At 68.1% G+C, this 23,832-nt stretch carries 20 protein-coding genes; 11 read left to right on the forward strand and 9 right to left on the reverse strand.

Annotation, left to right across the window (positions count from 1 at the left end; genetic code table 11):
- Positions 1-273 precede the first annotated feature (273 nt).
- Entirely contained in the window at positions 274-1,398 is a 1,125-nt protein-coding gene (locus tag ACFXNW_RS21735) for a PucR family transcriptional regulator (protein ID WP_379419555.1), read from the reverse strand.
- Between the two features lie 198 nt (positions 1,399-1,596).
- Here ACFXNW_RS21735 and ACFXNW_RS21740 point away from each other — a divergent pair, with 198 nt between their 5' ends.
- On the forward strand, positions 1,597-2,007 hold the full coding sequence (locus ACFXNW_RS21740; RefSeq protein WP_379419556.1) for a nuclear transport factor 2 family protein: 411 nt from the start codon (positions 1,597-1,599) through the stop codon (positions 2,005-2,007).
- 43 nt (positions 2,008-2,050) lie between these two features.
- Here the strand turns inward: ACFXNW_RS21740 and ACFXNW_RS21745 are convergent, their stop codons facing one another.
- The gene (locus ACFXNW_RS21745) at positions 2,051-2,665 is read right to left on the reverse strand and encodes a hypothetical protein (protein ID WP_379419557.1); all 615 of its coding nucleotides are present in this window, start codon (positions 2,663-2,665) and stop codon (positions 2,051-2,053) included.
- Between the two features lie 206 nt (positions 2,666-2,871).
- On the opposite strand from ACFXNW_RS21745, the gene ACFXNW_RS21750 reads away from it, so the two are divergent.
- From ACFXNW_RS21750 to ACFXNW_RS21775, 6 genes are all read left to right on the forward strand, one after another.
- Entirely contained in the window at positions 2,872-3,918 is a 1,047-nt protein-coding gene (locus ACFXNW_RS21750) for a FecCD family ABC transporter permease (protein WP_379419558.1), read from the forward strand.
- Positions 3,915-5,021 (forward strand): FecCD family ABC transporter permease, encoded by a 1,107-nt coding sequence (locus ACFXNW_RS21755; RefSeq protein WP_379419559.1) that lies wholly within the window; start codon positions 3,915-3,917, stop codon positions 5,019-5,021. The genes ACFXNW_RS21750 and ACFXNW_RS21755 overlap by 4 nt, the downstream gene beginning before the upstream one ends.
- Positions 5,018-5,887 carry an ABC transporter ATP-binding protein gene (locus ACFXNW_RS21760; RefSeq protein ID WP_379419560.1) on the forward strand — a complete coding sequence of 290 codons (870 nt, stop codon included), beginning with the start codon at positions 5,018-5,020 and terminating at the stop codon, positions 5,885-5,887. Before ACFXNW_RS21755 ends, ACFXNW_RS21760 begins: the two co-directional genes overlap by 4 nt.
- Before the next feature lie 78 nt (positions 5,888-5,965).
- Positions 5,966-6,358, forward strand: coding sequence for a BlaI/MecI/CopY family transcriptional regulator (locus ACFXNW_RS21765; protein ID WP_163821665.1), 393 nt, complete (start codon positions 5,966-5,968; stop codon positions 6,356-6,358).
- Between the two features lie 47 nt (positions 6,359-6,405).
- The gene (locus ACFXNW_RS21770) at positions 6,406-7,344 is read left to right on the forward strand and encodes a M56 family metallopeptidase (RefSeq protein ID WP_379419561.1); all 939 of its coding nucleotides are present in this window, start codon (positions 6,406-6,408) and stop codon (positions 7,342-7,344) included.
- Entirely contained in the window at positions 7,337-8,683 is a 1,347-nt protein-coding gene (locus ACFXNW_RS21775) for a DEAD/DEAH box helicase (RefSeq protein WP_379419562.1), read from the forward strand. The genes ACFXNW_RS21770 and ACFXNW_RS21775 overlap by 8 nt, the downstream gene beginning before the upstream one ends.
- 13 nt (positions 8,684-8,696) lie before the next feature.
- Here the strand turns inward: ACFXNW_RS21775 and ACFXNW_RS21780 are convergent, their stop codons facing one another.
- A complete protein-coding gene (locus ACFXNW_RS21780; RefSeq protein WP_379419563.1) occupies positions 8,697-9,119 on the reverse strand; it encodes a PPOX class F420-dependent oxidoreductase in 423 nt (140 codons plus the stop codon).
- Positions 9,120-9,339: 220 nt separating this feature from the next.
- Between ACFXNW_RS21780 and ACFXNW_RS21785 the strand changes: the two genes are divergently transcribed.
- From ACFXNW_RS21785 to ACFXNW_RS21795, 3 genes are all read left to right on the forward strand, one after another.
- Positions 9,340-10,779, forward strand: a complete 1,440-nt coding sequence (locus ACFXNW_RS21785; RefSeq protein WP_379419564.1) for a GuaB1 family IMP dehydrogenase-related protein — start codon at positions 9,340-9,342, stop codon at positions 10,777-10,779.
- A gap of 242 nt (positions 10,780-11,021) precedes the next feature.
- Entirely contained in the window at positions 11,022-12,398 is a 1,377-nt protein-coding gene (locus tag ACFXNW_RS21790) for a hemolysin family protein (RefSeq protein WP_379419565.1), read from the forward strand.
- Complete coding sequence (locus tag ACFXNW_RS21795) at positions 12,391-13,455, forward strand: hemolysin family protein (protein ID WP_379419566.1); 1,065 nt, start codon at positions 12,391-12,393, stop codon at positions 13,453-13,455. The genes ACFXNW_RS21790 and ACFXNW_RS21795 overlap by 8 nt, the downstream gene beginning before the upstream one ends.
- Positions 13,456-13,554: 99 nt before the next feature.
- On the opposite strand, the gene ACFXNW_RS21800 is transcribed toward ACFXNW_RS21795, so the two are convergent.
- The 6 genes from ACFXNW_RS21800 to ACFXNW_RS21825 form a co-directional block, all read right to left on the reverse strand.
- The gene (locus ACFXNW_RS21800; RefSeq protein ID WP_379419567.1) at positions 13,555-15,273 is read right to left on the reverse strand and encodes a hypothetical protein; all 1,719 of its coding nucleotides are present in this window, start codon (positions 15,271-15,273) and stop codon (positions 13,555-13,557) included.
- Complete coding sequence (locus tag ACFXNW_RS21805; protein ID WP_379419568.1) at positions 15,270-17,174, reverse strand: ATP-binding protein; 1,905 nt, start codon at positions 17,172-17,174, stop codon at positions 15,270-15,272. Before ACFXNW_RS21805 ends, ACFXNW_RS21800 begins: the two co-directional genes overlap by 4 nt.
- Before the next feature lie 60 nt (positions 17,175-17,234).
- Positions 17,235-17,759: a type VII secretion system-associated protein gene (locus ACFXNW_RS21810; protein WP_379419569.1), complete on the reverse strand. Its 525-nt coding sequence runs from the start codon at positions 17,757-17,759 to the stop codon at positions 17,235-17,237.
- Between the two features lie 35 nt (positions 17,760-17,794).
- A complete protein-coding gene (locus ACFXNW_RS21815; RefSeq protein ID WP_379419570.1) occupies positions 17,795-18,472 on the reverse strand; it encodes an RNA polymerase sigma factor in 678 nt (225 codons plus the stop codon).
- 131 nt (positions 18,473-18,603) lie between these two features.
- Complete coding sequence (locus tag ACFXNW_RS21820) at positions 18,604-18,915, reverse strand: hypothetical protein (RefSeq protein WP_379419571.1); 312 nt, start codon at positions 18,913-18,915, stop codon at positions 18,604-18,606.
- A gap of 48 nt (positions 18,916-18,963) precedes the next feature.
- Positions 18,964-19,470, reverse strand: a complete 507-nt coding sequence (locus ACFXNW_RS21825; RefSeq protein ID WP_379419572.1) for a DUF4189 domain-containing protein — start codon at positions 19,468-19,470, stop codon at positions 18,964-18,966.
- 164 nt (positions 19,471-19,634) lie between these two features.
- Between ACFXNW_RS21825 and ACFXNW_RS21830 the strand changes: the two genes are divergently transcribed.
- Entirely contained in the window at positions 19,635-23,825 is a 4,191-nt protein-coding gene (locus ACFXNW_RS21830) for a trypsin-like peptidase domain-containing protein (RefSeq protein ID WP_379419573.1), read from the forward strand.
- Positions 23,826-23,832: the final 7 nt, after the last annotated feature.

Below are 23,832 nucleotides of genomic sequence, written 5' to 3' on the forward strand. Positions count from 1 at the left end.
GTTTTTTTTTTATAAGACCCCGGCGCCGGCGGCCCCGGCAACGCCCCTTTTTCGCACTCAAAACACCGGGGGGCGCCCCCCCCCCCGGCGCCCCCCCCCGCGGCAATGGATCGGGGGTCACCGCAGCCCTCGGGACTCTCGCTCGATCCGTACGCCGGGATTGAGTATAGGTCAGGCTTACCTAACTGAGCAACCCGTTGCCCAGCCGCACCGCGACACTCGACTGGCAGCGCGTCGCGTCGAGAAGCGCCAGCGCCGTGGTTGGTCCGGAAATCAAGGCGACCGGCCGCCGGGTTTCCGCAGCAGCCGGGCCTGCAAGGCCAGGTACAACAGGGCGGCGTCGGCCGGGACCGCCAGTGCGACACCGGTGAGCCTTTCAACACGCTTGAGGCGGTGCAGGACCGTATTACGGTGCAGGTGCAACCGCTGGCCGACCGCCGCGGTCGAGCCCCCGAGTTCGAACCATGTCGACACCGTGCGGACGAGATCATCGGCGTCGTCGGGACGGAGCCGGTCGAATGCGGTAATCGTCTCGGAGAGGACATCGGTGGCGAGTTCGGGCTGGGCCGCGATCAAGGCACGTGCCGGCGATGACGCGTACCGATGGATGCCGATGTCGTCCGGCCCCAAGCACCGGAACGCCAGCCGTGCTTGGTCGAGCGCGACGGGCGCGGCGGCGAGATCGTCGAACGGCTTACTGGCACCCGCCCGAGATCGCACGCAGCGCAGCGCGTTGTCGAGTTGGTCGGGAGATCGCGCGGCGAACAGGGTCACCGGACCGTCGGCGACCACTGTCCGGAGGGTCGTCACACCGCACGCATCGAGCCGGAAATCGCCCACCAGGATGATGAACGTGCCACGGGAAGGCAGCCCCATCCGTTCGCACAGGCGCTCTCGCTGTACCGGAGGTAGGTCGGGATCGAGCACAGCCCGCAACATCCGCGGTGTGGGCCGCTCGTCGCCTGCGGCCACAATGTGCCGGTAGGCGTCGGCCGCCGCGACCGAGAACTCGTCCACGGTCGCCCACACCACGGTGGACAGCCGCGACAGCGCGGGGTCGTCGGCCTGGTCGGCCCGTTCGACGATGATCTCCCAGAATGCCAATCCGGCAAGGCGGAAGGCGTGCAGCAGGCTGTCCAGCGAGACCCCACGCTCGGCCTTGAGACGACCGGTGCGGCGGGCGGGCTCGACTGAATATGGTGCGCCTGCGATGGCGTCGAGCATGGACGCGAGGTTGTCGGCCACCACCGCTGTCAGTTCGTCCTGATCCAACGCGGCAGCGCTGTAGTCCTGATCGTCGTCATTGATTCTGGCGGTGACCTTTTCGGAGATGCCGGCCAAGTCCGCACGCAGTCCCCACAGCAGTGGGGTGGGCTCGGCAGGTGAGTCCCGGGTCACCGGTGCCAGTCTAATTTCCGTTGTGCAGGCGCACAACGAAATGCCCGAAGCCGAGGCGTGCGCCCGTCGCCACGGCTACCCGACGCCGGAGACACTGAATGCCCGCGATCAGCATCGAATTCCGGCGATCGGCAACCGATTCCCCGACCCGATAGCGGACTGCGCCCACACAACGCACCACGACAGGAGTTCATCGTCATGAGCACCGCAACCCGTGATCTGTTCGACCGCTATCACGCCTGCTGGGCCGACCGCGACCCCGACCGCATCGTCGAGCTGCACACCGAAGATTCGATATTCCACCTGCATTCGGGGCAGGATCCGGCCCGAGGCCGGGCCGCCATCCGCGAGGCCGCAGCGGGCACGTTCGCGCTGGTACCCGACCTGACCTTCGGTCTGGTCTCCTTGCGTGTGGGCGAGGACTTCTGGGTGGTGCGGTGGCATCTGACCGGGACATCCGCGACCGGTAACCCGGTGGCGGTCGATCTCGCGGACTTCGTGCTGGTCGAGAACGGCGCCGTCAAGGAAAAGCATTCCTATGTGGACGGGGTCGCGATGCAGGCCGCCGTCGGCCCGGCGGACCTCGACCGCACGGCCTCGGCCCGATAGTCGACCGGCGGCGACGCCGAACGCTACCGCCGCGCTTCGGGGCTCACCTCACCAGGGCACCCGTCGCGCGCCGCACCGGTAGCCCACGCTCCTCCAGCGCCATGAGCATGCCCTGGCCTCGGCGCATGCCGACCGCCGCATCGGTGCGTGCCAGATCGGGCACGTATGTCGCGGCGCCCGAGACCGATTCACCGACCAGACCCCAGAACCGCCGCGCACTCAAACCCGCACACCGGGTCAGGCACTCCTGGATCAGCGTCAGCGAGGGCTCGCAGCGGTGAGCCAGCCAGACGAACATCGCCTCCTCACACGGTAGACCGACCACACCCCGCTCCCCCACGCTCATGTCCTCGTCGAGCGCGCGGATGGTGGTGTCGACCAGGCCTGCCCAGTCGATGCCGCCGTCGTTGTCGGTGTGGATCCAGAGGTTCTCCAGACCTGGATCCCAGGCCCGCCCCTCGGCGACCAGCAGCGCGACCACCCGGCCGAGCACGGCGTGAATGAGCGCGGTGGCAACGACTTCGGCCGCGGTATCGGCGCTGATCATCTCCGCGGCATGCCGCCGGTACATCAGCTCGATCCGGCCCTCGCGCAGCCCGTCCGCCAGCCGCCACCAGCGACGTTTACCTTGATCCGCCATGGCGGCAACGGCATACACTCTCGGGTGCTCCGGTTGCAAAGCCCGCAGCCGGGTACAGGCGCGCCCGAAGGCCGGCTGGGTGGTACGGCACGTGCCAGTAGTCGCAAGTTCGGGCATCGAACCTCCTCGGGGTGGACTCCGTCGCGATAACACTCGGAAGATAGGTTAGCCTTACCAGACCTGGCAAGTATTGCCTCGAACACAGTGAGGAGTCTTCCGCCGCCGTGACCGCTCTTGCGACCATGAGGCGGCGTCGTATCACCGGTCTCCTGCTGCTGACCGCGCTGCTGGGGGTGACGCTGGTCGCCAGCGTCGCGATCGGCACCCGATCGCTGGCCCCGTCCACCGTCTACGACGCCCTCGACCACGCCCTGTCCTGTTCGGACGGACCGTTCAGTTGCGCCGCACTGTCCACCGAGGAGGAGATCGTGCGCGGGCTGCGCCTGCCACGCACCGTTCTCGCCCTGGTCACCGGGCTGGCGCTCGGTATGGCCGGTGCCCTCATCCAGGGCTACACCCGCAATCCGCTGGCTGATGCCGGACTGCTCGGCCTTAACGCGGGCGCGGCCTTCTTCGCGGCGCTGAGCATGTATCTGTTCGCGTTCACCGCGCCGGAGCAGTACATCTGGTTCGCGTTCGCGGGCACACTGTTCGCCGGGTTGATCGTGTTCGGCGCATCCTCGATCGGCGCGGGTTCGGCCAGTCCATTGAGCCTGGTGCTGGCCGGCGCAGCGGTCACGGCGTTTCTGCAGGCCTTGACCAACGCCATCGTCACTCTCGACACCAGTGCGCTCGACAGCTACCGGTTCTGGGTGGTCGGCGAGGTCGCCGGTCGCGGCGCCGAAGTCTTCTGGCAGGTGCTGCCGTTCCTCGGCGCCGGGGCGGTATTGGCCCTGATCGCCGCGCCCGGCCTGAATCTGCTCAGCCTCGGCGACGATGTAGCGCGCGGTCTCGGCGTGCACATCGGCCGTAGCCGGGCACTCGGCCTCACCGCGGTGGTCCTGCTGTGCGGGGCGGCGACCGCGGCGGTCGGGCCGATCGCCTTCATCGGGTTGGTGGTTCCGCATATCGCGCGCGTGTTCACCGGTCCCGACAACCGGTGGCTGATTCCCTACTCGGGATTGTTCGGCGCCCTGGTGCTACTGATCGCCGACACCGCGGGCCGAGTCGTCGCCAGGCCGGGCGAGCTGCAAGTGGGCGTGATGCTGGCCGCCGTCGGCGCGCCGTTCTTCATCGCCCTGGTCCGACGACGGAAGCTGGTGAGCGTATGACCGTCTCGCCGACCAAGACCTCCGAGGCCGCCGCGCCGCGTTTGCGGACGGCGGTTCGGGTCGGCCCGATGTCGCTGGTACTGCGCCCGCGCATGGTCGTGATCATCGTGGTCCTCGCCGTCGCGCTGTTCGGCCTGTTCTGCCTCGATATCGCCATCGGGGAAACCCACCTCGGATTCGGCAAGGTGCTCGACGTGCTGTCCGGTGGCGGTAGCCGCTCACAGCGCTTCATCGTGTTCGAATCCCGGCTCCCGCGGGCGATGACCGCGGTGGTGGTCGGCGCGGCACTCGCCATCGCGGGCGCCATCACCCAGTCGATCCTGCACAACCCGCTCGCCGCGCCGGACTTTCTCGGTATCACCTCCGGCGCCGCGCTCGGTGCCGTCGCAGTGATGGTCGGCACCGGCGGCGCGACCACCGGATTGGCCATCTCGCTCGGCACACCCATCGCCGCGATGTTCGGTGGGCTCGGCACCGCCGCCGTGATCTACCTGCTGGCCTGGGGACGTAATCCGCTCGGCGGTAGCGGCGTGACCGTGATGCGGCTGGTGCTCATCGGGGTCGGCGTGAACTCGCTGCTGCTGTCGGCGATCAGTTGGATGCTCACCCGCGCCAGCCTCGAAGACGCCGCCCGCGCCCAGCTGTGGCTGACCGGGTCGCTCAACTCCGCCGACGATTCCAAACTGATTCCGGCCGTGATCGCGCTGCTGGTTGTGCTGGTGGTGGCGGTCGGATCAGCCCGAACGCTGGCCGCGCTGCGCCTGGGCACCGACACCACCCGGGTGCTCGGCGTGCGGATCCAGACCCAGCAGGCAGTGCTCATCGGTGCCGCGGTCGTCGGTGCGTCGGTGGCGACCGCGGCGGTCGGGCCGGTCGCGTTCGTCGGGTTGTGTGCGCCGCAGATCGCCCGCCGACTGCTGCGCACACCCGGTGAACCGCTCATCGGTTCAGCGGTGATCGGTGCGATCCTGGTAGTCGGCGCCGATATCGTCTCGCGCACGCTGTTCTCGGTGGATCTGCCGGTGGGCATCGTGACCGCCGCCATCGGCGGCCCGTTCCTGCTGTTGTTGCTCGTACGTTTGAATCGGAAGGCCACGCTGTGAAGACCGGAGAAGCGCCACGCAACGGCTCACATCGGCTGGCGGCCGACGGCGTCACCCTCGGTTACGGCGAACGGGTCATCGTCGACGGATTGAGCCTCGATATCGCCCCCGGCGTGATCACCACCGTGATCGGGCCGAACGGCTGCGGAAAATCCACCCTGCTGCGATCACTGGGACGGCTCCTGAAGCCGAGTAACGGACAGGTCCTGCTCGACGGCAAGGCCATCTCGTCGATGAAGACCAAGGACGTCGCCCGCATCGTCGGCATGCTGCCGCAGACTCCGGTGGCGCCGGAAGGGTTGACCGTCGCCGATCTGGTCTCGCGCGGGCGTCATCCGCACCAGTCGTGGATCCGGCAATGGTCGGCCACCGACGAAACCGAGGTGCTCACCGCCCTCGAACAGACCGGTATCGCCGATCTCGCCGATCGCGCGCTCGACGAGCTGTCGGGCGGTCAGCGTCAGCGGGCCTGGATCTCGATGGCGCTGGCGCAGGGCACCGACATTCTGCTGCTCGACGAGCCGACCACTTATCTGGATCTCGCGCATTCGCTCGAGGTACTGGATCTGGTCGACAGGTTGCACGATGAACTCGGCCGCACCGTGGTGATGGTGCTGCACGATCTCAACCTGGCCATCCGCTACAGCGACCAGCTCATCGTCATGCGCGACGGGCGGATCATCGCCAAGGGCGCCCCGGCCGACATCATCGATGCCGGCCTGCTGCGCGAGGTGTTCGGACTCGAGGCCACCGTACTGGAAGATCCGATGTCGGGTCGGCCGATGATCGTGCCGATCGGCACCCGCCATGTGCTGGGTACGGCGGGCGGTCCGGCCCGCCTCGACGCGCCCGTCGACGGAGTATGACCAATACCACACCCGCTACCAGCCAGTTACGACACCCTGTAGTACGCATCAGCGTCGTTGAGTCCGTAAAATCGTGGAATGGCAGGACTTGGTGAACTCGAGAAAGCGGTCATGGACCAGTTGTGGTCGACCGACGAACCGCAAACGGTCCGGCAGGTACACGAAGCGCTGTCGGCGCGCCGCGAACTCGCGTACACCACGGTGATGACGGTGCTGCAGCGTTTGGCGAAGAAGAACCTCGTCGTTCAGCGACGCGACGACCGTGCGCACCGCTACGCTCCGGTGCATACCCGCGACGAGCTGGTGGCCGGCCTGATGGTCGACGCATTGCAGCAGGCCGAGGAAGCGGGCAGCCGTGCCGCCGCCCTGGTGCACTTCGTGGAGCAGGTCGGTAAGGACGAGGCTGCGGCGCTGCGCGAGGCACTCGCTAAGCTCGAAGCAGATGAGGACACCGCACCACCGTCACCGTGATCGCGGTGTCTTCGACCCCTGGCCCCACAACGCAGTGAGCTGAGTCGATGAACGCAACCGCGCCGGTCTTCGCCGGTCTCGCATTGCTTCTCGCGGGGCCTGCCCCAGCCCTGCTCGCCCGGTCGAAGTGGACCTACCGCACACCCCGGGCAGCGTTGGTGTTGTGGCAGGCCATCGCGCTGGCCGCCGTGCTCAGCGCCTTCGGTTCCGGTCTGGCGATCGCGAGTGAGCTGCTGGTACCCGGTGCGGACGGCCGGCCGACCACCTCGCCGACCGACGAGATCGATGCACTCGGGCTACCGCTGTGGCTGGCCTATGTGTTCGTATTCGCGCTGACGCTGATGGTCGGCGCGCGCCTGATCTACGCCTCGATCCGCGTCGGCGTGCACACCCGGCGCCGCCGCGCCCGTCATCGGATGCTGGTGGACCTGCTCGATCAGAGCGGGCCCGAACGCCGGGCGGCCGATATCCGCGTGCTGGCCGCGTCCGAACCGATCGCCTACTGCCTACCCGGTCTGCGTCAGCGCGTGGTGGTGAGCGCGGGCACGCTGGACAATCTGGACGAGCGTGAGCTCACCGCGATCCTCAGCCATGAGCGTTCGCATCTGCGGGCGCGCCACGATCTGGTGCTGGAGGCGTTCACTGCGGCACACGAAGCGTTCCCGCGTTTCGTGCGCAGTAAGTCCGCGCTGGATTCGGTGAAGCTGCTGATCGAACTGCTCGCCGACGATTCGGCAGTCAAGGTGACCGGGCCCAAGCCACTGGCCAGGGCGCTGGTGGCGTGTTCGAAGTCCTCCGCGCCGCAAGGCGCTCTGGCCGTCGGCGGGCCGAGCACCTTGATCCGAATCCAGCGGTTGTCCGGTCCGCTCGGTGATATGCGGATCGCGGCCGCCGCCTATCTGGGTTCGCTGGCCATTCTGGTGGTGCCGACGCTGGCCGTCGCGATTCCGTGGCTGGTCGAGCTGACACGGCTGTTCCGTGCCTGAACCAACTACTGCCCCGGCTACATTCGCCGCGCTCGGACTACCTGTGGTGCTCGTGCACGCGTTGGGCCGCGAAGGCATCGGCTCCCCTTTCCCGATCCAATCGGTGACCATCCCGGATGTGCTCGCCGGACGTGATGTCCTAGGCCGCGCCCCCACCGGCTCGGGCAAAACCCTCGCCTTCGGACTGCCGATGCTGGTGCGCCTGGCCGGTGCGCCCTCGACGCCTCGGCGGCCGCGCGGACTGGTGCTGGCACCGACTCGCGAGCTGGCCGTGCAGATCGAGAGCGCGTTGGAACCGGCGGCCCGCGCGCTCGGCCTTCGCCTCGGGACCGCGGTGGGCGGCCTGCCGATCAAGCGCCAGGCCGAACGGCTCGGCCGCGGCGTCGACCTGGTGATCGGCACACCCGGTAGGTTGGCGGATCTGATCGCCCAGCAGGCACTGTCCCTGGACGCGGTGCGCGTCACCGCCATCGACGAGGCCGACCATCTCGCCGAACTCGGCTTCCTGCCCCAGGTGCGTGCCCTGGTCGATCAGGTCCCCGGCGACACCCAGCACCTGCTGTTCTCGGCCACCCTCGACGACGCCGTCGACGAGGTTGTGCGCCGCTACCTGCGTGATCCGGTCACCCACTCCGCCGACCCGGTGCCCGAGAACGACATCGTCGCCCCCGCCGCTACGCACCACGTGCTGCATCTACGCAAGGCCGACAAACGCGAGGTGATCGCCGAGATCGCCGCGCGCGAGGGCCGGACCCTGCTCTTCGTGCGCACCCAGCGCGGCGCCGACAAGCTGACCGGGCGGTTGCGCGAGGCAGGGATCCTCGCGCAGGCACTGCATGGCGGCAAGACCCAGAACAACCGCAACCGCGTGCTGGCCGCGTTCGCCGACGGCTCGGTTCCGGTGCTCGTCGCCACCGATGTCGCCGCCCGAGGCATCCACGTCGACGATGTTTCGCTGGTCGTGCACGTCGACCCGCCTGCCGATCCGAAGGACTATGTGCACCGCGCGGGCCGCACCGCCCGCGCGGGTGCCACCGGCATCGTCGTCACCCTCGTGACAGAGGACCAGCGCACCGAAGTCGCCGAACTCACCCGCCGTGCCGGGATCGACGCCGCCGAAGCGACCATCGCACCCGGCGATCGCCTCCTGCACCGTCTCACCGGTGCCCGCAAACCACCGGGCACCCCGGTCCCGGCTCCGGCGCCAACGCCCACCCCGGCAACGGAACCGACGCGGACCCGCCGACCAGGACGACCCGGCGACACGCCCGGGAAACCACGGCGCCACGCCGGGCATTCGACCCGCTCCCGGTCCGGCCGCAACCGCCGGGCAAACTGATATCTCCCACGGGTCATTCCTGTCGGCGATGCACTGCTCGTCGTGCCGGATACCATGTCTCACCGGCTGGTTCTCCCGTCATGTTCCAGCTCCACGACACCGTCGGCGTGATCGGGACGTACACACCTGGGCCCACCAAGCCGACTCGTTCAATGGGTTCGCCGGCAATTCCGTACACCCGAATGGACCTCGCGATGAACGGATCCATCGACACCAGATCGTCGACCACCAGCGCCACCTTCCGGCGACCTGCCCGGATATTGCGGAACTTGCGCGTCTCCAGGACCGCGACGCCGACGCCGCCGATCCAGAAGTAGGTTCCGTCGAATTCGAACGACAGGGGCACCACGTCGGGTTGGTCGCCATCGCCAACGGTGGCGACCCTGGCCACCGGCTGCGATGCCAGATAGGCGAGTTCTTCCTCCGTGAACGCCATGGCGTTGACTCCCTTCCTAGGGCAGGGGTCCGGCAGGGCAGATCAAGAGCGACATGGGCCCGGATCTCAGGGGCGGGATGGGCCCGGATCGACCATCGCCCATGCGCCTGTGGAGCGCAATCACCAGTGCGAGCGTGGCGTCCACTATCTGCGCCCAGGTTGCGGCGGGACCGTGGCGAGAACGGCACACGTTCGTCGCTGCGCGATTACCATCGGTGCAGTGCAGTTTCTCCCTGGACATCAGCCGCCGTACGACCTGACCTACGACGACGTCTTCCTCGTCCCGAACCGGACGGATGTGGCGTCCCGGTTCGACGTCGATCTGTCGACTACCGATGGGTCGGGCACCACCATCCCGCTGGTCGTGGCCAATATGACCGCCGTGGCCGGGCGCCGCATGGCCGAAACCGTGGCCCGCCGCGGTGGAATCGTGGTCCTGCCACAGGATCTACCCAACAACGCGGTCTCCGAGACCATCGCCTTCGTCAAGAGCCGCTCGCTCACCGCGGATACTCCCGTCACTCTGCGCCCGGAGCAGTCGGTGTCAGAGGCCGTCGCGTTGATCCACAAGCGCGCGCACGGCGCCGCGGTGGTGGTCGACGAGCACGGACGCCCGGTCGGCGTGGTCACCGAGGCCGCCTGCGCCGATGTCGACCGGTTCGCCCGGCTGCGCGATGTCGTCGCCACCGATTTCGTCACCGCACCCGTCACCGCCGAGCCGCGCGAAATCTACGACCTGCTCGAAGCCGCGCACGCCACCCTGGCCGTGCTGGTCGCCGACGACGGCACTCTCGCAGGCGTGCTCACCCGCACCGGCGCCATCCGCACCGGCATCTACACCCCCGCCGTCGATGGGGCCGACAAGCTGCGCATCGCCGCCGCCGTCGGCATCAACGGCGATGTGCCCGCCAAAGCGAAGGCTCTGGTCGACGCGGGCGCCGACCTCCTGGTGGTGGACACCGCGCACGGGCACCAGGTCAAAATGCTCGAAACCCTGCGCGCCATCCGCGATCTGGGCCTTGGCGTGCCGCTGGTCGCCGGCAACACCGTCTCCGCCCAGGGCACCCGCGATCTGGCCGAGGCCGGCGCGGACATCATCAAGGTCGGTGTCGGCCCCGGCGCCATGTGCACCACTCGCATGATGACCGGTGTGGGCAGGCCGCAGTTCTCCGCCGTCGCCGAATGTGCCAGCGCCGCACGCGAGATCGGCGTGCACATCTGGGCCGACGGCGGTGTCCGCCACCCACGTGACGTCGCCCTCGCGCTGGCCGCGGGCGCGTCGAACGTGATGATCGGCTCCTGGTTCGCCGGCACCTACGAATCGCCCGGTGACCTGCGCGTCGACCGCGACGGCAACGCCTACAAGGAGAGCTTCGGCATGGCGTCCAAACGCGCCGTCGCCGCCCGCACCGCCGGAGACAGCGGTTTCGACCGTGCCCGCAAGGCGCTGTTCGAGGAGGGCATCTCCAGTTCACGGATGCGGCTGGATCCCGAACGCCCCGGCGTCGAGGATCTCATCGACCACATCTGCTCCGGTGTCCGCAGCGCCTGCACCTACGCCGGTGCCCGCTCGCTGGCCGAATTGCACGACAAGGCCGTGCTCGGGGTGCAGTCCGCCGCTGGATTCGCCGAGGGGCGGCCCCTGCCGAGCGGTTGGTGAATCAACGCCGGACCGGCCCACGCCACAGCGTGCGTGGGCCGGTAGCATGAGGGTTGCCGACACCGTCGGCACCCATTCCCATGCGAAAGGAACCAGTTGTCACCCGCGTCCGAGGACGCCGCACAGGAGGGCTCCTCTATCGAGCCGGGTGACCAACCCGGCGTCCTCCTTCCCGCAGCCGTCCAGCTCACCGCAGCACGCACGACCGTGTCCTTCAGCCACCGGTCCGGGTGGTGCTGACCGTGACCGTCGCGCTCACCGTGCTCAGCCTGATCGGTTTCATCGCACTCACCGCCGGGACCGCGTTGTTCGTGGCCGCGGAATTCTCCCTCACCGCACTCGAACGCAGCACCGTCGAAGCGCATGCCCGCGATGGCGACGTGCGCGCCCGCATGGTCCGCAAGGCCCACCACACGCTGTCGTTCCAGCTGTCGGGCGCGCAGCTCGGCATCACCATCACCACCCTGATCACCGGCTATATCGCCGAACCCGTCCTGGCCCGGTTGCTGACACCGCTGTTCTCGGCGGCCGGAATCGGCGAGAGCGCCGCTCGCGGAATCTCGCTGGTGCTGGCGCTGGTGCTGGCCACCTCGCTGTCGATGATCTACGGCGAACTGGTGCCCAAGAACATCGCCATCGCCGCCCCGCTGGCCACCGCGCGGATGACCGCGGGGCCGATGGTCGCGTTCTCCGTGGTCTTCAAATGGCTGATCCATTTCCTCAACGGCAGCGCCAACTGGGTGGTGCGCCGCCTCGGGGTGGAACCGGCCGAGGAACTGCGTTCCGCGCGTTCCCCGCAGGAGCTCGGTTCGCTGGTGCGGACCTCCGCCAAGCGCGGCGCGCTCGATCAGCGCACCGCACAGGTGATGGATCGCTCGCTGGAGTTCGGTGAGCGCAGCGCCGAGGAACTGATGACGCCGCGGGTGAAGATCGAATCGCTCGACAAGTCCGACACCATCCCCGATCTCATCGCCGCCGCGGGCCGGACCGGTTTCTCCCGGTTCCCCGTCATCGATGGCGACCTGGACAACACGCTCGGCGTGGTGCACGTCAAGCAGGCGTTCACCGTCCCCGCCGAATCCCGGCGTGGGCTCGCCCTGCATCTGCTGGCTCGGCCGGTCCCGATCGTGCCCGCCAGCCTCGACGGTGACGAGGTGCTCGAACGCATCCGCGCTGATGGCATGCAGGTCGCGCTGGTGGTCGACGAATACGGCGGCACCGCGGGCCTGGTCACCATGGAAGACGTCATCGAGGAGATCCTCGGCGATGTGCGCGACGAGCACGACGAAGAGGAACGCGACGTACGCCGGGTCTCCGACGGCTGGGACTGCTCGGGTCTGCTGCGCATCGACGAGGTGTCCAGGGCCACCGGTTACGAAGCGCCGGAAGGTGAATACGAAACCCTCGGCGGTCTGGTGCTGATCCGTCTCGGCCGGATCCCCGAGGCAGGTGACACCGTCGTGCTGCCCGATTCGCATGCGCTACAGCGTCGTCCGGGCGACGGTCAGGGCGGGTGGCTGGCCCGGGTGGACCGGATGGACGGCAGGCGGGTGGACCGGGTGCGGCTGATCCCGGTCACCGCAGATGTGCTCGACGGGCAGGAGGCCGACCATGGGTGATCTGTTCGCAATCGCGCTGACCGTCGTGCTGCTCGCCGGTAACGCCTTCTTCGTCGGTGCCGAGTTCGCCCTGATCTCGGCGCGCCGCGACCGGCTGGAAGCCCTTGCCGCACAGGGCAAACGCAACGCCAACACCGTCATCCGGGCGGGTGAGAACCTCTCGATGATGCTGGCGGCGGCCCAGCTGGGCATCACCATCTGCTCCATCCTGCTCGGCCGCGTGGGTGAGCCCGCGGTCGCGCACCTGCTGGAGGGGCCGTTCGAGCTGGTCGGGCTGCCCGATCAGTTGCTGCATCCGGTGGCCTTCACCGTCGCGCTCGCCATCGTGGTGATCCTGCACATCCTGTTCGGCGAGATGATCCCGAAGAACATCGCGCTGGCCGGTCCGGAGCGATCGGCGCTGCTGCTGGTGCCGATCCACCTCATGTGGCTGCGGCTGGCGCGCCCGCTCATCGCCATCTACAACTTGGCGGCGAATCTGTCGCTGCGGATGCTGCGCATCGAGCCGAAGGACGAACTCGACGCCACCGTCTCCAGTGTCGAGCTCGCCGAGATGATCGGCGAATCACGCTCAGAGGGCCTGCTCGACGAGGAGGAGCACCGCAGACTCACCCAGGCGCTGGGCACCTCCGAACGGGTGGTCGGTGACGTGATGGTGCCGCTGGAGACGACGCGGACGGTGCCGCTGCGGGGCAACGGCACCACCCTCGGCGATATCGAATCCGCGGTGGCCGAGACCGGGTTCTCCCGGTATCCGGTGCGCACCGACGACGGCTCACTGGTCGGCTATCTGCACGTCAAGGATGTGCTCGATCTGGTCGCCGACGAGACCGCAGGCCCGGGGACCCCGATCCCCCGCACCGATATCCGGCCGCTGCCGACAGTGCTGGCCGGGACACCGCTCTACGAGGCGCTGGCCCGGTTGCGCCGCACCAACAGCCATCTCGGCCGGGTGGTCGACAACCGAGGCAACACGATCGGCATCGTCGCGCTCGAGGATCTGATGGAGGAGTTCGTCGGCACCGTCCGTGACGGTACCCACAGGGTGATCGAATAACGATCGGCGGCGGCCGAGTCGAGAGGCCTCGGCCAGATAGCTACAGACTACTGTCCGTTCAGGAAAGTGATCCACCCTCGGCGGCCGGGACCGCACCGATCACTTTCCGCTCGCCACATCAGTACCCCCGGCCGCTGTCCGTGCCAATTTTCGGCCGACGGCGTGCTCGAGCAGCAAGTGGCACAGCGTCTTCGCCGGTTCGCACGCCGCATCCTGCCGCAGCAGCACCTCGGTGAACCCGTCGGCGAGCGCCTCGGCGGCGTCGAAGCGCCCCTTGTCGAAACTGCCGCCGCTCAACTGATCACGCCAGCGCTTGTAGCCCTCCACCACGCGAGCGAGATGGGTATCGCGGTATCCCTTATCGCCGCGCAGGTATTCGGCTATCAGCGCCCGCTGGGCACGATGGCGTGCGTGGCAACCACCGGCGAGATCGAAGGCGCGGCCGAATTCGCGCACGGTGGCCGAGTACAGCGGTCGCTCGTGGTCCGCGCCCGGCTTCTGCTGCCGCCGGACGGCCTCGATCGGTGGTTCGGCCCCACCGAACAGATCGCTGTTCAGGATCACCGACCACGTCGGCGCGAGGTTCTCGCCGTCGCACCGCGCAACGCGCACCGCGCCGGTCCCGCCGGTGACACCGATTCCGATACGACTGACCGGAAGCACCGGGTATCGCGTCAGCACATCGTCGGTCGCGTCGAGGAATTCGGTCACCGCGGCCTCGTCGAGATCGGCCGCCTCGAAACCGGATGGCTCGGCACCGTGCCGCTCGCCCAGAGTCCGGGCCCGCCGCATGAGCATGCTCTCGTCCACCGGCCGGGCCATCGGGCCGCGCGACCGGTTACGGTCACCGACGTCCCGTCCGGATCGCGGCCGATCCTGGGCGGGCTTGCCGACACGGTCGGACTTGCCCGGGTGCCTGCGGTCGGGAGCGGCGACCTGTGGGCGGCCGGGTGAGGTACGTCCCTCCGACCAGGGTGTGCCGGAACGTTTATGGCCGCCCCGTGCACTCACGGCCGGTGGCACGGCGTTGCGAGTCGGTGAGGTGGCGCTGTTCGGTTGCTTGCGTTCGGTCTCCTTGACCGCAGGGCCATCGCGGCGAGCGGGCCGTTCACGATCACCGCCGCCGGGTGTGCTCGGGGCCGGCGTACCGGCGGGCCCCGATGGCGGTTGTTCGTTCCTGGCTGTGGTCGCACCGTCTCCCGCCGCCGAGGAGGCGCCGGTCGGCGAATCCGGAGGCGCGCTGTCCCATGGGGTACCACTGCTCGACATCGGTGCTCCGACCGGTGTCCCTCGGTCCTCGCCTGCGAGGACTGCTGATGGTGCCGCGACGGAGGCGGGCAGGCCCGGCGACCCGGGGGCGGGGTGGAGCTGGAAGCGGTCGGCGTTCGGTGCCGGAGCGGAGACCGATGCGGCGCCGTCCGGTGCCGGAACGAGAGGCGATGTAGCGGCATCCGGTGCCGGAGCGCGGGGCGATGCGGCGGCACGGGATGGATGGGGAGCGAGTTCGTCCAGATCGCGTATGTGTTTGGCCGCGTCCGTATCCGCTGTCTCCAATTCGCCGGCCGTCTCCGCCATCTGTCCGCCGAAACCGTGCAGGGCATCCGCGAGAGCCCGAAGCGCGGCCGTCACGCGCCGTGCATCGGGCTCGTAGGACTGTTCGAACGCGACACCCGACTCGTCGCCGCCCCACCACCGGCCTTCTCGGGAAAGCACCTCGTTCAAGCGCTTCGTAATCTGCTGGACCTCGTCGCCGAACTCTCTGAACGCCGCACCGCGCGCACGCAGATTCTCGGGGTCGACCCACAGCCGGTCATTCACGGCTCACCTCTGTGCCGATCCGCCGTCGTCCGCACCACCGTCGGACTACAGACCGATGACCTGGCATCTGATTGCCTATCGGTCCACCATGGCCGCTCGGCTCGATCATTCGGGACGAATCGCGCGATCTCGGCACGCGAGGTGATCTGTAGCTTCAGCAGAACCGCTGCGATTTGCGCGTCGACGGTGCGGCGCGATCTACCGCGCCGGGCGGCGATCGCGGAATTGGTCCATGCCGCCGCTGCCAGCACCGCGACATCCTGCTCGGCTGCGGTCAAGGTGGTCCACCGCGGCTGTGTGTCATCCGAGCTGCCGGTCCGGATCGCACGCTCGCCTGCGTGCGATGTACCCATCGTCGGCTGCTGGACTTCGTTCGGTACCAGCCGAAGCTGCGCGCCTCGGATTTCGGTGGCGGCGTACGTCGCGGGACCGAGCAGGGCCATCGCGGTCATCCGCAGCTCGTTCGGCGGCGGGTCCAGCTCGCGGGTCGCGTCGAGTGCGCGCTCGGTCCGCAGGCGCATCTCCTGCAGCGATCCTCGGTCGACAGCAAGTCGCAGCATCAGCATTGCTACGCAGATTTCCAGGCCGTGTATCGCGTTGCCGCCGGGTGCGAGGCCGCGGTCCACCGCGAGGATGATGTTGTGCCACGCCGCATTCGCCCAGTCGATGAGACCGCCCTCCTCCGTCGGGTCGAAACAGCACTGCGCCGCCTCCCGGATCTTGTCGCGGTAGTAATGGCTATGACGCTCGGCGAGTTCGACGGCCGCATCGACGCCTCCTCTCGTCCGTCGGCGCAGTTGCTGTTGGGCGTATACGCGAAGGTTTCCCGACAGTGAGTAGCGGACCGTGGTCGCGGTGATGTGGCGCGATACCAGCGACTGGTCCGCCAGCCGCTCCAGCAGGTCTTCGACCTCCTCACCGGGAATACTGATCCGGCCGTCGGTGTGGTCCACGCCGGGATCGGCGCAGATGCGCCGAATCGCATCCAGGTCGGCTCCGACCGGCCGCATCGGAGCGTCCACGGGGCCTGGATCGGTGTCATAGCCCCCGGCGAATACCGACAGCCGGCCGAAGAGCACCTGCTCCTTCGCGCTGCACTGGTCGTAGGACCAGCCGACGACGTCATTGATGCTGCGGTGGCGCTCCTCACCGCCGACGACCGGTGTCGGAGGCCATGTCAGCCTGCGGTCGTTGGTGGGGTCCCCGCAGATCTCACGCAGGATCATCCGCAACGGCCGGCACGCGAGCCGACCTGCCGCCAGGCGGATGAACAGCGGGTGATAATCCATCTGCCTGCAGATCTCATCGGCAACTGCCGTGTCATCCGCACCGCCGATGGGACGGTCGGTCAGCTCGGCTCGATCGCGGAACAATTGCAGCGCGTGATGCGGCGGCAACGGTGGGACCACGAACCGTTGCTCGTCCATCCATCCGATCGCCTCGCGACTGGTTGCCACGATGCTCAGCCCAGGTATCGCCGCCAGCATGCGGTCGATCACCACGCCGACAGCTGCGAGCACATGCTCACAGTTGTCGAGTACCAGCACGACCCGGCCGCGCGGATCAGCCATGGCCAGGGCGGCGCGATCCCACGTCGAGCGGTCCGAATAGTCCGTCGTCACAACGGATCGGGCGATCTCCTGCTCGACCGCTGCCGTATCGCTGCCGGGATCCAATCGTGCCAGCCGCACACAGCGCACCGGCATGCGACCCTTCATCGCCAGATGCTGTGCCGCCTTCGCGGCCAGCCGTGTCTTCCCGATGCCGCCGGGGCCGATCAATGTCAACAGTCGCGTACCGCGCAGCAATAGCGTGACGATCGCATCCAGCTCGTGCTCGCGCCCCACGAAATCGTCCGCTGTCACCCGGCCGGCGCGCCACTCGATGTTCCCCGCTGACATCTTCATTTCTCTACAGACCGTCCAGGGGCGGCCAAGGTTGGGGAAACCGCTGAAACCGCGTCAATCGGCCCGGCGCAGGGCGTCGGTGACGAGCCGGAACTCCGCCGGGCCGCCGGGGTTGAGCAGGATATCCGCGCCGGCGGGCACGATGCCGGGTAGCTCGGCGCCAACCACGGGCCACCAGCGATCCGCGCTTACACCGTGCTGATGCGCCATCGCGGTAGCCACGAACACACACGCCAAACCATCCGGCGCCGAGCCGACCACCGGTGCGTTGTTCCGGTCACACGCGATCTGCACCACCGAATCGCACAGCGCCTGCACCAGCTGCTCCCCGAGCTGCTCGCCGTCGGCGATCAGTCGCAGCACGGCGTCGGTCGGGTCGGTCGGCGTCGATGGATCCCTCGGGGCATAGTCCGGATTCGGTTGGAACGGACCGGTTTCCCCCGCTTCGTCGAGCAGCCAGCCACCCGCGATGACCGCCGCGGGCGGCACTTCCCCCGGCGAACTCGCCTGCCATTTCGGATCGAGCAACACGAACCAGTTGTCCTGCCGGACCGCACCCGGCACAGGCTTTCGAACCATGCGCCGCCTCCTTGGTGTGCCGGATCGCCGATATTTCAGGCAATCCGGTCGAGTTGCTGACGCACCCGTTGCAGGGCGTCGTGCACGTAGCCTTTTGCCGTACCGGTAGCGACTCCCATGATGCGCGCGGTCTCGGCGTAGGTGTTGCCTTCGTAGGCTCTGAGCACGACCGCTTCCCGCTCACGCGGCGGCAGGGTTTCGAGCGCGCCGATCAGGGCCTGGCGTAAGACGACGATATCGTCCATGTTGAGTCCAGCGCGGTCGGCGAGCAGCGCGATCCGCTCGTCACCGTCGGCGTCGAACCGTTCACGATCGGTCGCCGCCCGCCGCCAGGCGTCGCGTACGAGGTTCTTCGCGACCGTCCACAGATAAGCGCGCAGCTGGTCGGCTGTGTCGACGTCGGGCCTGGCGGCGTACACCCGCATCATGGCGGTCTGCACGATGTCCTCGGCGTCGATGGGGTTGCCGACCTGGCGGGTGGTCCAGGCGAGCAGCATATCGCCGGCCGAATCGAATGCCTCGAGCAACAGCTCGTCGAACTGATCGGCTCGCTCGGTCGGCGTGCTGCCGCGTCCGATCCGGATAATGGCCGGACCGTGCCCGACACCGGCGAGGAAGGACAGCGGATCCCTGGCGCAGTCCGCGAGCACAGCTCCCAGTAGTGCCGTCAATGCGGTCTCGGCGGGCAGAGCTGACTCGGGGAGGCTGTTCATTCCATCTCGCCATGCTGTTCGCGGCCGCCGGGGCGACGGATCTGTCGGTACCCGGACACAATACCGACCAGCAGCGACTTTTCATGTGCGGCAATAGCCTTCCGGCGGTATGCCCTCCGCTGTCCAGGCGATCACACCGACGCCGGGTCCCGGCTCCGTTCCTTGTCGGGGGTCAGCGCGCCGAGCAGCCCGAGACCGAACAGCACGAGCACGATCGAACCGATAACGATCATGATCCAGCCGCCGGTCTTGTTATCGGACTGCTGTTCCTCATAGTCGCGGGTAGTGATGTGCCCGCCTCGCGCGCTCTCCTCACACCGGTCACCCGCGCTCATTGTCGATCCCCCACAGGTGACTTCGTCTTGGGTGAGGGTGACGCCGCCGCCGATCAGGAGGCCGATACCGACCAGCAACCCGACCACGAGCTTCACTACTGTCTTCATTGAATTCCTATCTCTATGGAACCGGCCGGGCCGGTGTCATCGGTCCGGTCAGGGCTTGGGCAGCGTGCGGCCGCCGGGTGCGGAGGGGCCGCCCATCTCGGTGCAATCGCTGAGCACGACGTGCGCGGCGCTCGGTGAGGCCGATCCCAGGCTCGGAAAACGAGGGGCGCGCAGCCCGAGTCCGTTGATCGCGCTCTGCTCGGCGTCTCCCCGATTCACGCCCCACGACCAGGAGATGCTCCCGTCGGGAGCCTGGGCGACAGCGCCGCAGCCGTTGACGAAGTACACGTAGGCGGAGCAGTCGCGCCCGCCGCCGCAGCGGGCGTCCGCCGCGCGGCCCGCCTCGGACGGACTCGGGTAGTTCACGGCCGAGGCCACTTTGCCGGTGTGAAACGAAATAGCGATCGCGCCATACATATCCGCGCTAGCGTGAGCTGAGCCCGCCCCGGCTCCGACGAGTGCGGCCGCCGCCAGCAGAGTGAATGTGCCAGTTGCCGTGCGCGACAGAGACATGTCATTGCCCTCCGGTTGAGTCTGTGCAGCCGATGTGGTCATCGGCTACCCGGGTACGACCGCCTGCGGGCGGAAAAGGTTGGGTCGAGCGGAAACACGACGACACCGGCCCTTCCCACGCTCAGCCGTGGGGAGGCCGGCACAGGTACTATCGCGCGGCCTATATGTCGCGGGCCCCGGGGTGGAGGCAAGGAGAGACGGTGGTAATGCGGAACGCTGAGCTCGGTGGCGTCGGTCGTCTCGGCGCGACGACGGTGCGGGTGTTCTCGACTTCCGGGGAGGTCGTCGGGGCGGGGTTCGTCGTCGGTCCCGGGTTGGTCGCGACCTGCACGCACGTGATTGCCGATGCGATCGGTGCCGATTACGCGGACGGCCGGGCACCGGTGACCGCGATCCGGCTCGATTTCCCGCTGCTGCGCCCGGGTGAGTACCTGGCCGCCCGGGTACGGCGCTGGGTGCCGATCGACGCGGCCGGTGGCGGCGATATCGCGGTGCTCGACATCGAAACCCAGAACGCCGGTGTCGTCGCGACACCGCCGTTCTGGCGCGCCGACGAACCCTGGGGCCGGGAATTCCGGATGCTGGGATTTCCGGTGGAGCACGACGACGGCGTCTGGGTGTCGGGCGAGTTCCGCGCGCCGCAGGGCAGCGGCTGGTTGCAGCTGCAGGCCGCGGCCGGGGGCCAGCCGATCACGGCCGGGTTCAGCGGCGCCGCGGTGTGGGATTCGAGTTCTGCGGCGGTGGTCGGGATGGCGGTGGCCTCGGATCGCCGCCGCTATACCCGCACCGCGTTCATGATTCCGATCGCCGAGGTGCTCGGGGCCGATCCAGTGCTGTTGCCGAATCCGTATCGTGGGTTGGAACGTTTCGATGAGGACGATGCGCACCTGTTCTACGGACGCGACGCCGATATCGACCGAGTGCTGGCTGCGCTCGAACAGCGGTCGGTCGTCGCCGTCGCAGGCCGATCCGGCAGCGGAAAATCGTCGTTGGTGAGTGCCGGGGTGATCCCCCGGCTCCGGGAACAGGGCCGGCGTATCGCGGCATTTCGCCTGTCGGGTGATTCATCCCCGCAGGGCCCGGTGCAGGTACCGGCCCCCGCATCGGCTACACACGCCGAGCTGGTAGCCGAACTCGCCCAACGCGCTGTGCGGCAACCGGATACCTCGCCGGGGTCGGTGGCCGAGCTCGTCGATCGCATACCGTCGCAGGGGCTTGTGATCTTTCCCGACCAGTTCGAGGACCTCGCCGCCACTGCTCCGGAACGGGCTCGGGCTCTGCTGAGGTGGTTGGTCGAACTCACCGAAGCCGCCGACAGCGCGGGCAAACGGGTACAAGTGGTGCTGACACTGCGCTGGGAGGCACTCAACGAGCTGGTGGACGACGAGCTGGCCCGGCTGCTCGACGGTGCGACCGTCGCATTGGCACCGATGGGCCGGGCACAGCTGCGGGAGGTGATTCGCGGCCCGGCCGAGCATGCCCCGGGAGTGGACGTCGACGCGGATCTGGTCGAGCGCCTGGTCGAAGACACAGTGTCGGAGCCGGGTGGGCTGCCGCTGCTGGAATCGATGCTCACCGAGCTGTGGGAGCAGCGCAGTGGCGGCAGGCTGACACTCACCGACTACGAGCGCGCAGGCCGAGCCGGTGGTTCGATCACCCGGCGGGCCGAGCGCGCACTGGCACAGTTCACCGATCCCGGCGCCGCGGCGGAGGCGTGGCGGCTGCTGCTGATGCTGGCAGCACCCACCACGACCGGTGACGGATTCGTGCGGGCGGTCGCCTCGCTGTCAGATTTCCCGGAATTGCGGGATATCGCCGGCCGGCTGACCCTCGACCGGCTCGTCGTCGTCGGCCGCGCGCCCGACGGTACGGAAACCGCCGAGCTGGCGCATCAGGCGTTGGTCGACAACTGGCCGTTGCTGCGCGAACGGCTCGAGCGCGACCGTGACTTCCGTTCCTGGCAGCGGCAACTCGAAGAAGAGCGAACGTCATGGGAAGCGCAGCAACGCGATTGCGGTGCACTGCTCCGGGGCAGCGCGCTGTCCACTGCCGAGGAATGGCTCTCCTCCCGGGTCGCCGATATTCCACAGGCCGACCGCCAGTACCTGAAGGCGAGCATTCGGCTGCGGCGGCGCGAGGTGCGGCGCCTGCGCGCCGGGATCGCGGTGGTCGCGGTGCTGGCGCTGGTGGCCGCGACCACCGCCGTCGTGGCCTATCGCAGCAGCCAGGAGCGGGCCAGGCAGCTGCGGTTGGCGGCGGGGCTCAGCCTGGCGCAGGAGTCGATCCGGATCGCCGATCAGGACCCCCTCGTGGCACTCCAGTACGCCCAGGCCGCGCAACGCAACGCGCCGGGGCGGCCCGAGGTCGAGGCGGCATTGCTGCGGCAGCAGATCACCTGGGCAGGGGTGGCCTCGTTCACCCCGATGCCATGGGCGGACCCCAACATTCTGGCCGTCGATCGCGAGGGATCGCAGTTCCTGGTCGTCGGCAAGGATCAATCGGCAACTATCTGGACCGACGTACTGTCCGGCAATCCGAAACCTTGGGTGCTGCCGGTTCGCCCGTCGGCGAATTTCACGGCCGCCTCCGTCAGTGCCGACGGCAGCCGGTTCGCGCTGATCACCAGCGCCGGTGAGGTCACGATGTGGATTCCGCATCATCGGCAGGGGCCCATCGAGGTTCGCGCATCTGACGGTGCGACCAGCATGTTCTCCACCATGGGTCAATTCTCCGATGACGGATCCCGGCTGGTGATCACCTACGACCCCGATCGCGCCGAGGATCCGCGGATGAATCGGCCCGACCGGATCGAGGTATACGACACCTCGGGCACGCGACCGTCCCGTATCGGGGGTTTCATCTCCGAGGAGCAGTCCGACTGGCTGCCCAGGCGCGTCGACCGTTCGACGGTGTGGTTCCGCGAGCAGCGCGCCACTCAGGTATCGAATGTCGTACGCGACATCGCGACCGGTGCTGTCGTGCGCCGGTTGCCGGGCGGTAAACCCGCATCGCTCGATGCGAGCTTCGCCTGCACCACCGAGTCCGACGCCGACACCGTCAGCGACTTCGTGGTGACGGATCCGGGGACCGGTGACGAGCGCTTTCGCCGCAGGGTGCCGTCCACCATCTGCGCCACCGTCGCCTCCGACCGGTCCGAACGCTACGCGATCATGACGGACCTGGACGCGGGTGATGCGTTCGGCCTTACCTATGCGATCGACCTTCGGTCCGGCGAGGCTTTCAAGTTCCAGCAGATGCCGGCGACGCCGAGAAACGGCTTCTTCGTCCGGCCCACACCGGAGGGAATCGAGATCTATACCGTCCATTCCACCGGTCTGCTGCGATACAAACCGCCGACCCGCGTCGACGACGTGAATCAGTTCCGGGATCCGATTCCTACCAAGATCGTCTGGTCTCATGGCGGCGATAACGCCCTCGGTGTGTATCGGATGGCGGCGGACAAACGCCGGCTCGACGTGATGCGGTTGCGCCCTGATCAAACGCGCATATCCCGCGCCATGATCGGCACCGGGCCGGGCGAGCTCGACCTCGGTAACGGGGCGATCGCCCTCGCGCTCAGCAACGATGGCCGCTACGTCTTCGCCATCGGTCAGGCCGACGAGTTACACGTATACGCGGCTCAGGATCTCCGGCTGATCCGTACCGTGACGCTGCCCGTTCCGGCCGAAGTCCGCACAAGTAGCGTCACACCGGGCAAGGACATCATCGTCTTCGACGACGAGGTGGTGGTGTTCCACGCGGGAGTACTCACGCGGTGGCGGATCAGTGACGGTGCACCATTGGGCGATCCGATACCGGTATTCGAAGGTATCGAGGGCCTGCGTCTACTGCACGAGGTCGGCGGTGCGATACCGCGTTCCGACCGTAGCGATCAGGTCGTCATCACCTCCGGTGAGGGCGTTGCGGTCTGGGACCTGCACGGCGGTCGCAAACTGCGGGCCTGGCGCCGGGACGCGATCACCAGATGGCCGTCATTGCAGTTCCCCGTCGGGAAGCCGGAGATCTATATCGACGCGAAAATCTGGAACATGGATACCGGCGAACTGACGACTCCATCCCATCCGGTCCCGGTCATGTCCACAGCACGTGGCACCACCGCCGAGGGTCTGATAGTCGCGGTGAAATCGGACTCCGTCGAATTCTGGGATGCCGGTCGCGGGCGCATGTTCGAGTTCCACCCGCCGGGGCCCGGGATACAAGTGGTCGTGAGCGCGGGCAATGTGCTCCTGTTTTCGCAGGACGGCCCGGCCTTCATCACCCCGCACCGCAGGGACGCCTTCGCCGGCCTCTGCGCTATCAGCGACCGCGATTTCACCCCGGCCGAACGCGCGAAACTGCCGATCGGCGCCGACAGCGCCGCACCGTGTCGCGGCTGATCGATCG

Origin of the sequence: Nocardia sp. NPDC059180, assembly GCF_042754945.1 — a bacterium.
Classification (GTDB): domain Bacteria; phylum Actinomycetota; class Actinomycetes; order Mycobacteriales; family Mycobacteriaceae; genus Nocardia.

What these genes read in the sequence shown, in the direction of transcription:
- ACFXNW_RS21815 (WP_379419570.1), bottom strand. Translation starts at nt 18,472, where the DNA reads ATGAACAGCCTCCCCGAGTCAGCTCTGCCCGCCGAGACCGCATTGACG.
- ACFXNW_RS21795 (WP_379419566.1), top strand. Translation starts at nt 12,391, where the DNA reads ATGGGTGATCTGTTCGCAATCGCGCTGACCGTCGTGCTGCTCGCCGGT.
- ACFXNW_RS21755 (WP_379419559.1), top strand. Translation starts at nt 3,915, where the DNA reads ATGACCGTCTCGCCGACCAAGACCTCCGAGGCCGCCGCGCCGCGTTTG.
- ACFXNW_RS21740 (WP_379419556.1), top strand. Translation starts at nt 1,597, where the DNA reads ATGAGCACCGCAACCCGTGATCTGTTCGACCGCTATCACGCCTGCTGG.
- ACFXNW_RS21805 (WP_379419568.1), bottom strand. Translation starts at nt 17,174, where the DNA reads ATGTCAGCGGGGAACATCGAGTGGCGCGCCGGCCGGGTGACAGCGGAC.
- ACFXNW_RS21830 (WP_379419573.1), top strand. Translation starts at nt 19,635, where the DNA reads ATGCGGAACGCTGAGCTCGGTGGCGTCGGTCGTCTCGGCGCGACGACG.
- ACFXNW_RS21820 (WP_379419571.1), bottom strand. Translation starts at nt 18,915, where the DNA reads ATGAAGACAGTAGTGAAGCTCGTGGTCGGGTTGCTGGTCGGTATCGGC.
- ACFXNW_RS21770 (WP_379419561.1), top strand. Translation starts at nt 6,406, where the DNA reads ATGAACGCAACCGCGCCGGTCTTCGCCGGTCTCGCATTGCTTCTCGCG.
- ACFXNW_RS21780 (WP_379419563.1), bottom strand. Translation starts at nt 9,119, where the DNA reads ATGGCGTTCACGGAGGAAGAACTCGCCTATCTGGCATCGCAGCCGGTG.
- ACFXNW_RS21810 (WP_379419569.1), bottom strand. Translation starts at nt 17,759, where the DNA reads ATGGTTCGAAAGCCTGTGCCGGGTGCGGTCCGGCAGGACAACTGGTTC.
- ACFXNW_RS21765 (WP_163821665.1), top strand. Translation starts at nt 5,966, where the DNA reads ATGGCAGGACTTGGTGAACTCGAGAAAGCGGTCATGGACCAGTTGTGG.
- ACFXNW_RS21825 (WP_379419572.1), bottom strand. Translation starts at nt 19,470, where the DNA reads ATGACCACATCGGCTGCACAGACTCAACCGGAGGGCAATGACATGTCT.